The 13563-nt window shown below is 70.1% G+C and carries 12 protein-coding genes; 10 read left to right on the forward strand and 2 right to left on the reverse strand.

Translation table 11 applies throughout. The features are described from left to right. Positions 1 to 86: 86 nt before the first annotated feature. On the reverse strand, positions 87 to 1055 hold the full coding sequence (locus ACQPYE_RS12770) for an acetylxylan esterase (RefSeq protein ID WP_498721325.1): 969 nt from the start codon (positions 1053 to 1055) through the stop codon (positions 87 to 89). A gap of 78 nt (positions 1056 to 1133) precedes the next feature. Between ACQPYE_RS12770 and ACQPYE_RS12775 the strand changes: the two genes are divergently transcribed. From ACQPYE_RS12775 to ACQPYE_RS12785, 3 genes are all read left to right on the forward strand, one after another. After that, a complete protein-coding gene (locus tag ACQPYE_RS12775) occupies positions 1134 to 2183 on the forward strand; it encodes a LacI family DNA-binding transcriptional regulator (RefSeq protein WP_498721326.1) in 1050 nt (349 codons plus the stop codon). Between the two features lie 449 nt (positions 2184 to 2632). After that, positions 2633 to 4252 (forward strand): cellulase family glycosylhydrolase, encoded by a 1620-nt coding sequence (locus ACQPYE_RS12780; RefSeq protein ID WP_498721327.1) that lies wholly within the window; start codon positions 2633 to 2635, stop codon positions 4250 to 4252. A gap of 12 nt (positions 4253 to 4264) precedes the next feature. Next, entirely contained in the window at positions 4265 to 5365 is a 1101-nt protein-coding gene (locus ACQPYE_RS12785; protein ID WP_498721328.1) for a cellulose binding domain-containing protein, read from the forward strand. Positions 5366 to 5439: 74 nt separating this feature from the next. Here ACQPYE_RS12785 and ACQPYE_RS12790 read toward each other — a convergent pair whose 3' ends face one another. Next, entirely contained in the window at positions 5440 to 5991 is a 552-nt protein-coding gene (locus ACQPYE_RS12790) for a TetR/AcrR family transcriptional regulator (RefSeq protein ID WP_498721329.1), read from the reverse strand. A gap of 91 nt (positions 5992 to 6082) precedes the next feature. Here ACQPYE_RS12790 and ACQPYE_RS12795 point away from each other — a divergent pair, with 91 nt between their 5' ends. From ACQPYE_RS12795 to ACQPYE_RS12825, 7 genes are all read left to right on the forward strand, one after another. Next, entirely contained in the window at positions 6083 to 6793 is a 711-nt protein-coding gene (locus tag ACQPYE_RS12795; protein ID WP_498721330.1) for an SDR family oxidoreductase, read from the forward strand. 332 nt (positions 6794 to 7125) lie between these two features. Beyond that, positions 7126 to 7596, forward strand: a complete 471-nt coding sequence (locus ACQPYE_RS12800; protein ID WP_498715132.1) for a helix-turn-helix domain-containing protein — start codon at positions 7126 to 7128, stop codon at positions 7594 to 7596. Further along, positions 7485 to 8267: an IS630 family transposase gene (locus tag ACQPYE_RS12805; protein ID WP_498715133.1), complete on the forward strand. Its 783-nt coding sequence runs from the start codon at positions 7485 to 7487 to the stop codon at positions 8265 to 8267. The genes ACQPYE_RS12800 and ACQPYE_RS12805 overlap by 112 nt, the downstream gene beginning before the upstream one ends. Positions 8268 to 8302: 35 nt before the next feature. Beyond that, positions 8303 to 9247, forward strand: coding sequence for an NsdA family TPR-like regulatory protein (locus tag ACQPYE_RS12810; RefSeq protein WP_498721331.1), 945 nt, complete (start codon positions 8303 to 8305; stop codon positions 9245 to 9247). Positions 9248 to 9790: 543 nt separating this feature from the next. Further along, positions 9791 to 11782, forward strand: coding sequence for a pectinesterase family protein (locus ACQPYE_RS12815; RefSeq protein ID WP_498721332.1), 1992 nt, complete (start codon positions 9791 to 9793; stop codon positions 11780 to 11782). Then, positions 11779 to 12654 carry a carbohydrate ABC transporter permease gene (locus ACQPYE_RS12820; RefSeq protein ID WP_498721333.1) on the forward strand — a complete coding sequence of 292 codons (876 nt, stop codon included), beginning with the start codon at positions 11779 to 11781 and terminating at the stop codon, positions 12652 to 12654. The genes ACQPYE_RS12815 and ACQPYE_RS12820 overlap by 4 nt, the downstream gene beginning before the upstream one ends. Next, complete coding sequence (locus ACQPYE_RS12825) at positions 12651 to 13562, forward strand: carbohydrate ABC transporter permease (protein ID WP_498721334.1); 912 nt, start codon at positions 12651 to 12653, stop codon at positions 13560 to 13562. The genes ACQPYE_RS12820 and ACQPYE_RS12825 overlap by 4 nt, the downstream gene beginning before the upstream one ends. Position 13563: the final 1 nt, after the last annotated feature.

Genomic DNA, 13563 nt, shown 5'->3' on the forward strand with positions numbered 1-13563 from the left:
CGGGGCCCCGGCGAGCCGCCGAGTCCACCGACCGGGCTGGGGCGTGAGGGGGGCTATGGCGGTGGCCCCCCTCACGCCCCGCCTTCTCACAGGTGCGCGCGCAGGTGGCGCAGCTTGCGCTCGTCGTGCACCCGCGGCGTGGTGTGGCCGCTGAACGGGAACACCGCCATCTCCTTCGGCGCGGTGATCTCGTTGTAGGCCGCGTACACCGTGGACGGCGGGCACACCTCGTCCATCAGGCCGACGCTCAGCAGCGACGTCGCGGTGATCCGCTTGGCCAGCAACGCGCCGTCCACGTACCGCAGCGTGTCGCGGGCGGCCGGGATCAGGTCGACGTGGTGCGCCAGGAACTTGGCGATCTCCGCGTACGGCTCGGCGTCGGTCAGGGTGATGGCCCGCTGGAAGTCGCACAGGAACGGCACGTCCGCGTGGCAGACCTTGACCGCCTCGCCGTTGAGCGCGGCGGCGGCCAGCGCCAGCCCGCCGCCCTGGCTGCCGCCGGACACCGCGATCCGCGTCTCGTCCACGCCGTCCAGGGAGGCGGCCACCTCGACGGCGCGGGCCGCGTCCACCATCAGGCGCGTGACGTAGTAGGTCTCGGGGCTGGCGATGCCGCGCGTCATCACGCCGGGGTGCTCGGGGCCCGCGAAGCCGGAGTCCGGGGTGGCGCCGAGCGTCCACCGCCCGCCCTGGCCCCGGGTGTCCATCACGAACACCGCGTAGCCGACGGACGGCAGCAGCGCGTGCTCCGACGGCAACCCGCGCCCGCCGCCGTAACCGATGTAGCAGACCACGGTCGGCAGCGGCTCGACGCCGGAGCCGGCGGGGCGGATGTACCAGCCGCGCACCCGGTCGCCGCCGTACCCGGAGAACTCGACGTCCCAGACGGAGAGCGGTCCGTAGGCGTCGGCGGCGTACGGGGTGAGGACCGGCGGCAGGGCGGCGGAGTGGGCCTCGTCCAGCCGGGCCTTCCACCACAGGTCCAGGCCGTCGGGTTCGGCGGTGTCGGTCCGGTACAGCGCCAACTCCCGCTCGGAGAGGTCGAACCAGGGCACGGCAGTCCCCTTTCCCGTAATCCGTTAAGCGCTTAATTACCCTACCGGGCCAGGCCGCTCGAACCGCGGCTAGACTCGATGATCACGACCGAGGAGGCGCGGGTGGTAGGTGGCAAGCGTCCGACCATCTCGGACATCGCCAAGGCCGCGGGCGTGTCCACCGGTGCCGTGTCCTACGCGCTCAACAACCGGCCGGGTGTCTCGGAGCCGACGCGCCGCCGGATCATGGACATCGCCGACCGCCTCGGCTGGGTGCCCAGCAGCGCCGCGCGGTCGTTGAGCGACGGTCGGGCGAACGCGATCGGGCTGGTGGTCGACCGGCCCGCGCGGGTGCTCGGCGTGGAGCCGTACTTCATGCAGCTGATCTCCGGCATCCAGGGCGCGCTGGCCGGCGGGCCGACGTCGTTGTTGTTGCAGGTGACGGACAACTCGGCGGCCGAGCTGGCGGCGTACCGGCGGTGGTGGGGCGAGCGGCGGGTGGACGGCGTGCTGCTGGTCGACCTGGTGCAGAACGACCCGCGGGTGGAGCTGGTGCAGGAGTTGCGGCTGCCCGCGGTCGTGCTCGGCGAGCCGGTCGTGCCGGACCTGCCGTGCGTGTGGACCGACGACGAGCTGGCCGTGGAAGAGGTGCTGGAGTACCTGGTCGCGCTGGGGCACCGCCGCATCGTCCGGGTCGCGGGGCCCACCAAGTTCGTGCACACCCAGACCCGTTCCCGCGCGTTCACCACGGCCGCCGCGCGCCTCGGGCTGCCCGACGCCCGCGTCGTGCACGCAGACTACTCCGACGAGGCCGCCGCCCGGGTGACCCGGCGCGTGCTGACGAGCGGCACCGCGCCCACCGCCCTGGTGTTCGACAACGACGTGATGGCCGTGTCCGCCCTGGGCGTCGCGCACGAGCTGGGCCTGACCGTGCCCGACCAGCTCTCGCTCGTCGCGTGGGACGACTCCGCCCTGTGCCGCCTGGTCCGCCCGGCGCTGTCCGCGGTGCGCCGCCCGATCGCCGAACGCGGCGCCGCCGCCGTGCGCCTGCTGCTGGACGTGATCAACGGCGCCCCGGCCGAGCAGGTGAAGACCTCGGACCCCGAGCTGGTCCCCCGCTCCAGCACCTCCCACCCCCCACTTCCTTGACTTCGAGAGTCCTACGTTCACGCCGCGAGAGTCCTACGTTCAGAACGCGCGTGTCCTACGTTGGCGACGCGCGTGTCCTACGTTCGGGACACCCATGTCCCACGTTCAGGTTCGATCTTGCCGTCGTGCGGCGAAACCCCAGGTCGCGTGTTCTGAGCGTTGAACTCGGGTGTTCCGAACGTAGGACACGCGCGTTCTGAACGTAGGACACGCGGGCTGTGGGGGTGGCGGGGTGGGGTGGTGGTGTAGGAGACTTGCGCAAGACGTTCTGGGAGCGGTCCCAGAGGGTCGGTTCGGGGTGCGTGAGAGGTCGACCGGTGGGGGTTTCGACGGCGGAATCAGGCGTTGACACTTAAGCGGTTAATTGCTTTGGTGTTGAGGCCTGCCGCAGGCAGGCGCGCTGCCCTGCGCTCGCTACGTCAACGTCGACAACTACGCGAGGTACATCCATGCGCAAGCGATTCGCCTTGGTGGGCGCGGCCGTCGCCACCTTGGTCCTGTCACTGCTGACGGTGACGCCGGCACACGCCGCGGCCGGGTTCACCGTCGCCAACGGCCGTCTCCTCGACGCCAACGGCAACGACTTCGTGATGCGTGGCGTGAACCACGCGCACACCTGGTACGCCGACCGCACCACCCAGGCGCTCAAGGACATCAAGGCCACCGGCGCCAACACCGTCCGCGTGGTCCTCAGCTCCGGCGACCGGTGGACCCTCAACACCGCCTCGGACGTCACCAACGTCATCAGCCAGTGCAAGACCAACAAGCTCATCTGCGTGCTGGAGGTGCACGACACCACCGGCTACCAGGAGCAGAGCGGCGCCGTCACCCTGGCCCGCGCCGTGGAGTACTGGAAGAGCATCCAGAGCGCCCTGGCCGGCCAGGAGAAGTACGTCATCCTCAACATCGGCAACGAGCCGTGGGGCAACACCGGCTACACCGGCTGGACCCAGGCCACCAAGGACGCCATCACGTCCCTGCGCGCCGCCGGCTTCCAGCACACGATCATGGTGGACGCGCCGAACTGGGGCCAGGACTGGGCCTTCACGATGCGCGACAACGCCGCCTCGGTGTTCGCCGCCGACCCGCAGAAGAACACGGTGTTCTCCATCCACATGTACGGCGTGTTCGACACGGCCGCCGAGATCAACGACTACCTCAACCGGTTCGTCACGGCGAAGCTGCCGATCGTGGTCGGCGAGTTCGGCAACGACCACTCCGACGGCAACCCGGACGAGGACACGATCTTCGCCACCACGCAGTCGCTCAAGCTGGGCTACCTGGCGTGGTCCTGGTCGGGCAACGGCGGCGGCGTCGAGTACCTCGACATGGTCACCGGCTTCAACGCCGCCCAGCTGACGCCCTGGGGCCAGCGCGCGATCAACGGCGCGAACGGCATCAAGGCCACCTCGCGCGAGGCCAGCGTCTACGGCGGTGGCGGCGACCCGACCGACACCACCCCGCCGTCCACGCCCGGCGCACCGTCCGCGTCCGGCGTCACGTCCACCAGCGCCACGCTGTCCTGGACCGCGTCCACCGACAACGTCGGCGTCAGCGGCTACGACGTCGTCCGCGTCAACGGCACCACGGAGACCGCGGCGGCCAGCTCCGCGACCACGACGACGACCGTCACCGGCCTGACCGCCAACACCACCTACACGTTCGCCGTGTACGCGCGGGACGCGGCGGGCAACCGCTCCACCCGCTCCAGCACGGTCAACGTCACCACCCAGGCGGGTGGCGGCACGGGGGCTTGCGCGGTCACGTACAAGGTCACGGGCCAGTGGCAGGGCGGCTTCCAGGGCGACGTGAAGATCACCAACACCGGCACGGCCGCGGTGAACGGCTGGACGCTGCGCTGGACGTGGGCCAACGGCCAGACGGTCAGCCAGTCCTGGGGCGCCACCACGACCCAGTCCGGCACCACGCTGAGCGCGACCAACGTGTCCTACACCGGCAACATCCCGGCGAGCGGCTCCGTCAGCTTCGGCTTCATCGGGTCGTGGAACGGCACGAACTCGACGCCCGCTGCGTTCACGCTCAACGGCGCCGGCTGCACGACGGCCTAGGAGGAGAGCGCGATGTCGAGAAAAGCCGCTGTCGCGGCGCTGTTAGCGGCGTTGGCCACGCTCGTCGGCCTCCTGGTGGCCGCGCCCGGTCAGGCGGTCGAGGCCGCCGCGCCGACGCGGATCATGGCACTGGGCGACTCGATCACGGGGTCGCCGGGCTGCTGGCGTGCCCTGTTGGACCGCGACCTGCGGGCGGCCGGGCACACGGACATCGACTTCGTGGGCACGCTGCCCGGTGACGGCTGCGGGTTCGCCTACGACAGCCAGAACGAGGGGCACGGCGGCGCGCTGGTGACCGCGGTGGCCGACCAGAACCAGCTCGTCGGGTGGCTGGCCGCCACCAACCCGAACGTGGTGCTCATGCACTTCGGGACCAACGACGTCTGGAGCAACCGGTCGACCGCGACCATCCTGGCCGCCTACGGCAAGCTGGTCGACCAGATGCGCGCGAACAACGCGAGCATGAAGGTGATCGTCGCCAAGATCATCCCGATGGCGGCGAGCGCCTGCGCGGAGTGCCCCCAACGGGTGGTCGACCTGAACGCGGCGATCACGGGCTGGGCGGCGGGCAAGTCCACCGCGCAGTCGCCGGTCACCGTGGTCGACCAGTGGTCCGGGTTCAACACCGCCAGTGACACCTACGACGGCGTTCACCCGAACGCGTCCGGTGATCGCAAGATCGCGAACAAGTGGATCCCGGCCGTGGTGTCCGCGCTCAACGGCACCACGCCCACGTCCACCACGACGTCCACCACGACGTCGACTACGACCACCACTACGACCACGACCACCACGACTTCCGTCCCCGGAGGCGCGTGCGACGTCGAGATCAAGGTCGTCAACCAGTGGCAGGGCGGTTTCCAGGCGGACATCACCATCCGCAACGGCGGCGGCACGGCGAGCCGCGGTTGGAAGATCGGTTTCTCGTTCCGCACCGGGATGTCCCTCGCCCAGGGGTGGAACGGCACCTTCACCCAGAGCGGCACGTCGGTGACGGTGGCCAACACCTCCTGGAACGGCGCCATCCCGCCGGCCGGGACGGTCAAGATCGGGTTCACCGGCAGCGGTGACGCGACCGGTTGGGCGCCGACGCCGATCTGCGCGCTGTCCTGACCGGACCTCGCGGTTGTGCCCGACGTCGGGCACAACCGCGAGGCCGCGGCGCGCCCGGCTCAATCAACCCCGGCTCAGTCGACCCCGGCCGCGTCGAGCAGGGCCGTCGCGGTGGTGATGCCGAGGCCGGCCAGTGGTTCGGCGCGCACCACGGCGCGGGCCGCCGCGCCGTCGAACACCATCGTCAGCTGCGCGGCCAGCGTGTCCGGGTCCGGCACGCCCGCCGCACGCGCCTCGGCGGCGAAGAAGTCGGTCATGGCCTGTTTGTACCGGCGGGCCACGGCGTTGGCCGGGTGGGTGGCGTCCTTCAGCTCGGTCGCCGTGGCGACCAGCGGGCAGCCGCGGTAAGCCGGTTGTCCGGTCAGCCCGTCCTGCGCGCGGAACACGTGCAGGATCCGCTCGCGCGGCGTGCCGCCGTCCGAAGGCAGCAGCGCGGCGTCGTAGCCGGGCCCGCGTCGGTCGAGGCTGGCCGCGATCAGCTCGTCCTTGCTGTCGAACAGCGAGTACATGGACCGCTTGGACACGCCGGCCGCCTTGCACAGCGCGTCAACGCCCACGCCGACGCCTTCCCGGTAGAACAGCTCGCCCGCCGCGTCCAGCAGGCGGTCCCGTGGGGTGGTGGTCACACCCCGAGGTTACCGCTGCGGTTGCCGGATGGAAACCGATCGGTCTACAGTCGGTGGAAACCGATCGGTTTCCATCTTTGGGAGGATCAGCATGACCACGATCAACGGGGCGACCGCACTGGTCACCGGCGGCAACCGGGGCCTCGGCAAGGCCCTGGTCGAGGCCCTGTACGCCCGGGGCGCGCGGAAGGTCTACGCCACCGCCCGCGACCCGCGCACCGTCACCCACCCGGACGCCGTCCCGGTCGCGCTGGAGGTCACCGACCCCGACTCGGTCGCCGCCGCCGCGGCGCTGGCCGACGACGTCACCATCGTGATCAACAACGCGGGCGGGCTGGTGAAGGCGTCCTTCCTGGACTCGCCGCTGGACGACGTCCGCCGCGAGTTCGAGACCAACTTCTACGGCCCGCTCAACGTGGCCCGCGCGTTCGTGCCGGTCGTCGAGCGCAACGGCGGCGGTCACCTGCTCAACGTCGCCTCGGTCCTGTCCTGGGCGGCGATCAGCGGCTCCTACAGCGCCTCGAAGGCCGCCCTGTGGTCGCAGACCAACTCCCTGCGCCTGGACCTGCGCCCGCGCGGCATCCAGGTCACCGGGCTGCACGTCGGCTACGTCGACACCGACATGACCGCCGGCCTCGACGCGCCCAAGAGCGACCCCCGTGACGTCGCGGAACTCGCGCTGGACGGCATCGAGGCCGACGCCTTCGAGGTGCTGGCCGACGAGCTGACGCGACAGGTGAAAGCCGCGCTGGCGCAGGACATCGCGGTGCAGTACCCGGCTCTCGCCGGCGCGGGGAGGTAGGAGCGGTCGAGGGGAGTGGTCCGGGCCGGGCACCGCCCGGTCCACTGTGGATGGACTGCTCGACCGGGCGCGCGAACCTCGTTGACGTGGAATGGCGTCCGCGTCGATGACGACGGGCCGCCGGCCGGGTCGGAGCCGCTGGTGGGGGAGCCAAGAGCCCCTGTCGGCGGCTCCCGTCGTGGTGGCGTCGCTGTCACCCTGGGTACCCCGCGGCCAGATGCCTGTGGATCTCTCCACCGCTCTAGTAGCGTGTCGCTGCTTAGTTATGGTGCTTGCGGCTGAGATGCTGTCGTCCGGCAGGACCTTCTCCCTGCCGGATAAGGACTGTTGAGATGGTGTCCCAGTTGAAGCGGCCGGTCAGGTTGTCGGCACGGGATCGTGAAGCGTTGATCCGGCTGACCACTACCGGTGTGCATCCGGCGTCGTCGATCAGGCGGGCCCAGGTGCTGCTGGAGCTGGATGTCTCGGTGGGCGAGCCGGATCCGAAGGAGGTGATCGCGGCCCGGCTCGGGGTGTCGGGCGAGATGCTGCGACTGGTCGCCAGGCGGTTCGCCGAGACCGGCGGCGATGCGCTGGCCACGGTGTCGCGGAAGAAACGGGATCTTCCGCCGGTGCCATCCCCCGTGACCGGAGAGGTCGAGGCCCGACTGATCGCCCTGGCGTGCTCGCAGCCGCCGGCCGGACACGCCCGATGGTCGTTGCGGTTGCTGGAGAAACACGTCGAACTCACCGAGGACATCCCGAACCTGGACCATTCCACCATCGGCCGGGTCTTAAAAAAACGGAACTGCGCCCTCATCTGAGGAAGTGCTGGAACATCCCGCCGCGGGCCAACGCGGAGTTCGCCGCCCGCATGGAGGACGTGCTCGCCGTCTACGCCCGGCCGCACGACCCCGCCCGTCCGGTCGTGTGCATGGACGAGAAACCCTTCCAGCTCCTCGGCCACGTCCGCGAACCGCTGCCGGCACGACCAGGCCGAGACGCCCGCGAGGACAGCGAGTACGTCCGGTGCGGCACCTGCTCGATCTTCGTGTTCACCGAGCCCCTGCGAGGGTGGCGCCGTGTCCACGCCCTCGAACGGCGAACCAAGATCGACTGGGCCGGCCAGGTCAAGGAACTCCTGACCGTGGACTATCCCGACGCCGAGACCGTGGTGCTGGTCATGGACAACCTCAACACCCACGGCATCGCCTCGCTCTACGAGGCCTTCGAACCCGGCGAGGCCTTCGCCCTCGCCCAGCGCCTGGAGATCCACCACACACCCAAGCACGGCTCCTGGCTCAACATCGCCGAGATCGAACTGTCCGCACTGTCACGGCAATGCCTCGACCGCCGCATCGGCGACCTCGACACCCTCAACACCGAACTCGCCGCCTGGCAACACGCCATCAACACCGAACAACGCCAAGTCCGCTGGCAGTTCACCACCGACGACGCACGCGTCAAACTCCGCCACCTCTACCCCAAGAATTAGTAGCGACAATCTACTAGTGGAATCGAGGTGCGGCGATGGCAGGACCTCAGCACGTCCCGGCACGCATCGGGGTCGAGGACGTGGAGCGCTTGGCGGCCGAGACCGAACGCCTGCGCGACGTGGACTACCGGCGGGGCGGCGGCGCGTGCCGCGACTCGGCGGTCGAGTGCGCGACCCGGCACGACCGGTTGCTGGGCGCCGCCGCCTCGGCGGCGGTGCGCGAACGGCTGCTGGTCGCGTTGGCCGACCTGCACAACCTGGCCGCGTGGACGTGCTTCGACACCGGTTTCGAGGTGGCCGCCGCGCGCCACTGGGACCGGGCGCTGGGCATGGCGGTGGAGGCCGGGCACCACGACCTGGCCGCCAACGTCCACTACCGCGTCGGCCGGATGCGGCTGCACGGCGGCCGGCGGCGCGAGGCGCTGGAGGCGTTCGCGTCCGGTCTCGTCGCGGCCCGCCGGGCGGGTTCACGGCGTGCCGTCGCGATGCTGCGCGCGAACCAGGCGTGGGCGCACGCGGGGTTGGGCGACGCCGGTGAGGCGCTGCGGCTGCTGAACCTGGCGCACGACGAGTTCGCCCGCGCGTCCGGTCCGGCGCCGGGATGGGCGCGCTTCTTCGACGAGACGGACCTGTGCGGGTTGAGCGGCGTGGTGCTGACCGACCTGGCCCGAACGGTGGACCCGACGCGCACCGCGCCCGCGATCGACTCGCTCACCGCCGCCGTGTCCGGCTACCCGGAGGCCATGACGCGCAGTCGCACGTTCAGCCTGCTGGCACTGGCCGCCAACCACCTGGTGGACGGGGACTTCGACCACGCGGCCGAGGTGGGGAGGCAGGCCCTCGCGCTGGCGGGCACGATCCGCTCGACCCGAGTCGCCGACCGGATGCGACCGCTGCGCCGCCTGGCCGACCGCCACCCGGGCAACGCGCACGCCCGAGCCCTGTCCGCCGGGATCGCGGCCTTCACCCCGCCGGTCTGACGCCGGGACGGCGCTTCATCCCGCTTGTGCGACGCCGGGACCGCAGCCTCGCCCGGCCGGTCTGACGCCGGGATCGCCACCCTCGCCCGCGGGTTCGACGCGGGCTCACGGTGTCCGGCACCGGTTCCGCCATCCACACCGCCCCCGACCCGAGCAGGGTCGGGGGCGGCTCGCATCCGGCCCGGCACCGCAGTGGGCCGGTCGCGCCATCGAATTCGACTCGAATTCGACCAACTGTCGAAACCTGTCGTCGAACAGCCGTCGAACGAAGTTACGTCGTTGACGTGTGGCGGACACTTTCGCAATACTCTGTTCGCACATCTGGAACGTGTTCACACTTATGAACAAATTCGCCGGGGAAGGCCCCTCGCCATGCGGATACTCAGTACAGCGCTCGTGCTTTCCTGCGCCCTTGGCGTGATCGCGGCGGCACCCGCGCACGCAGGCCTTGACCTGGGGAGACAGGTTCTCCAACCCGGTGACGGCTGGGCTTCGAGCGGCACCGGGACCACCGGTGGATCGGCCGCGACCACCGAGCACGTCGTGCGCACGGTGGCGGAGCTACGAGCCGCCTTGGCGGCGCCCGCGCCACGCCTCATCAAGGTGCGCGGCGTGATCGACGTCAGGGCTGATTGCGCAACATATGCCACCGACGGCTACACGCTCACCGGCTATCTGGCCGCATACGACCCCGCCGTTTGGGGGCGTGAGGCGGTGCCGAGCGGCCCGCTGGAGGACGCCCGCGCGGCGTCCGCCCGTCGCCAGGCGGAGGCCATCGCGCTCAACGTCGGCTCCGACACCACGATCGTCGGTGACGGCAAGGGCGCGGGCATCACCGGCGCGAACGTCCGCATCCACGGCGCGAGCAACGTGATCGTCCGCAACCTCACGTTCCGCGACACCCGCGACTGCTTCCCGCAGTGGGACCCGACCGACGGCGACACCGGCAACTGGAACTCCGACTACGACGCGGTGTCCCTCCAGCGCGCCACCAACGTGTGGGTCGACCACAACACGTTCACCGACCAGCCGTTCCCGGACAGCGCGGGACCGAGCTACTTCGGCCGCCCGTACCAGCAGCACGACGGCTCGCTCGACATGACCAGCGGCACGGACCTGGTCACCGCGTCGTACAACCTGTTCGCCGACCACGGCAAGACGATGCTCATCGGCTCGTCGAACACCTCGACCACCGACCCCGGCAAGCTCCGGGTCTCGGTGCACCACAACATCTTCCGCAACGTCGAGGAGCGCCTGCCGCGCGTCCGGTTCGGCCAGGTGCACGTCTACAACAACCTGTACGAGCCCGGACCGACGTTCGTCTACGCCTGGGGCGTCGGCGTGCAGTCGAAGCTGTACGTGGAGAACAACTACGTCAAGCTCGGCAACGGCGGCGCGGTCGAGGACCTGATCTACAACTGGGGCGGCACCGCCATCACCGAGGTCGGCACGCTCGTCGACGGCCGGCCGGTCGACGTGCTCGACGCGTTCAACGCGGCCAACCCGACCAAGCAGCTCGCCGGCGACGCCGGGTGGACGCCCGAGTTCACCCTCGGCCTGGAGCCGACGTCCCGGGTCAAGAACCTCAAGGCGGGCGCGCAGCAGCGCGAGCGCTACCACGTGGCCAAGGGCACGGACTTCGACACCGTGCAGGCCGCGATCGACGCCGCGCCCCCCGGCACCACCATCACCATCGACAAGGGCGTGTACCGCGAGGTCGTCCGGGTGCCCGCGACCAAACCCGGCCTGACCCTCAAGGGCTCCACCGGCACCGCGCGCGACGTCGTCATCGACTACGACAACGCCAACGGCACCAAGAAGCCCGACGGCACGACCTACGGCACCACCGGCTCGGCCACCGCGACGATCGAGGCCGACGACTTCACCGCGCGCGACCTGACGTTCAGCAACTCGTTCGACCGGGCCGCGCACCCCGAGATCACCGGCACGCAGGCCGTCGCGGTGAAGGCGACCGGCGACCGGCAGTACTACGACCGCGTCCGGTTCCTCGGCCACCAGGACACCCTGTACGCCGACACGCGCGCCGTGGGCACGAAGGCCCGCCAGTACTACCGGGGCGGCGAGATCGTCGGCGACGTCGACTTCATCTTCGGCCGCGCCACCGCCGTGTTCGACCAGGTCACGATCAGGGCGCTGAACCGGGGCGGCGACCCCAACGGCTACATCACGGCCGCCAGCACCCGCCGCGACAACCCGCACGGCTTCCTGATCATGAACTCCACCGTCCTGAGCGACGCGCCGGCGGGCACCTACTACCTGGGCCGGCCGTGGCACCCCGGCGGCGACCCGGACGCCATCGCCTCGGTCGTCATCCGCGACACCAAGCTGCCCGCCGCGGTGAAGACCGCGCCGTGGACCGACATGTCCGGCTTCTCCTGGCGCGACGCCCGGTTCGCCGAGTTCCGCAACTCCGGCGCGGGCGCCACGCCCGGCGCCGACCGGCCGCAGCTGACCCACGACCAGGCCTCCCAGCACACCCTGCGCGCGTACCTCGGCGACTGGAACCCCGCATGAGGACTCGCACGTGGGCGCCCTACGCCCTGATCGCACCGACGCTGGTGCTGATGGCGATCTTCCTGGTCTACCCGATCGCGAGCGTCGTCTACTACAGCCTCCAGCGGTACAACGTCACGCAGCCGTGGAAGAACGGCTTCGCGGGGTTGGACAACTTCAAGCAGATGCTGTTCGACGACCCGCTGTTCTGGCAGAGCCTCGCGTTCAGCGCCAAGTGGGTGTTCGTCGAAGTCGGGCTGCAACTGCTGCTCGGCCTCGTGCTGGCCCTGATCGTGAACGAGACGTTCATCGGCCGGGGCATGGCGCGGGCGCTGGTGTTCTCGCCGTGGGCGGTGTCCGGCGTGCTCACCACGGGCATCTGGATCCTGCTGCTCAACCCGTCCACCGGCATCTTCCAGGAGCTGTCGAACCTCGGCATCGGCTCGCCGGGCACCTCGGTGCTCGGCAACCCCGACACGGTGTTCGACGCCCTGGTGGTGACCGAGCTGTGGCGCGGCGTGCCGTTCTTCGCGATCCTGCTGCTCGCCGACCTCCAGAGCATCCCCAAGGACCTCTACGAGGCGGCGTCCGTCGACGGCGCGAGCCGGTGGCGGCGCTTCACCAGCGTCACCCTGCCGCACCTCAAGGACGCGATCATCCTGTCGACGCTGCTGCGCGCGGTGTGGGAGTTCAACAACGTCGACCTCATCTACACCCTCACCGGCGGCGGTCCCGCGAACCAGACCACCACGCTGCCGCTGTACGTCGCCAGGCAGGCCGTCGACTCGCACAACTTCGGGTACGGCTCGGCCCTCACCGTGGCCGGGTTCCTGATCCTGTTGTTCTTCTCGATCGCGTACCTGCGGGTGTCGAAGTTCGGGAGCCGAGCATGACCGAGACCCTGGGCAAGACCGGCACCCTCGTGCGGGAGGTCGCCGGCACCACGCACGCGCCGCCGCCCGGCAAGCGGCGCCGCCGCCGGGCCGTGGCCGAGGAACCCGGCAAGCCGTGGATGATCCACGTGCCCTTGTTCCTGTACCTGCTGTTCACGCTCATCCCGTTCTACTGGATGCTCGTGTTCGCGGTGCGGCCGTCCGGCTCCACGCAGCTCGTGCCGTGGCCGATCTCGTTCGAGCACTTCGACACGGTGTGGAACGACATCGGGTTCGGCATCTTCTTCTACAACAGCGTGGTCATGGGCCTCGGTGTGCTCGTGTTCGTGACCATCCTGTCGGTGATGGGCGGCTACGCGCTGGCGCGGTTCAAGTTCCGCGGCCAGCGGGTGTTCCTCCTGGCGATGCTGTGCAGCCAGTTCATCCCCGGCGCGATGATGCTGATCCCGCTGTTCGTGATCTTCAAGAGCATCGGGCTGCTCAACAGCATCACCGGCCTGGTCATCGCGGAGGTGGCGTTCCAGCTGCCGCTGTCGCTGATCCTGATGAGCGGGTTCATCCGCAACATCTCCGTGGAGCTCGAAGAGGCCGCCATGGTCGACGGCTGCTCGCGCCTGCGGGCGTTCTTCGCCGTCGTCCTCCCACAGCTCAAGCCCGCCCTGGTGGCAGTCGGGTCGTTCGCGTTCATCGGCGCCTGGAACCAGTTCCTGTTCGCGCTGATGTTCGCGACGCGGCAGGACAAGTTCACCCTGCCGGTCGGCCTGAGTTACACGTTGGGTGAGTTCAACACCGACTTCGGAGCACTCGCCGCCGGTGGCGTGGTCGCGGCCGTTCCGGTTGTCCTCGTTTTCGCCGTCGTGCAGCGGTTCCTGGTGCAGGGGCTCAGCGCCGGGGCTGTCAAGGGATAGG

It is taken from the genome of Actinosynnema sp. CA-299493, assembly GCF_050946825.1.
GTDB lineage: Bacteria > Actinomycetota > Actinomycetes > Mycobacteriales > Pseudonocardiaceae > Actinosynnema.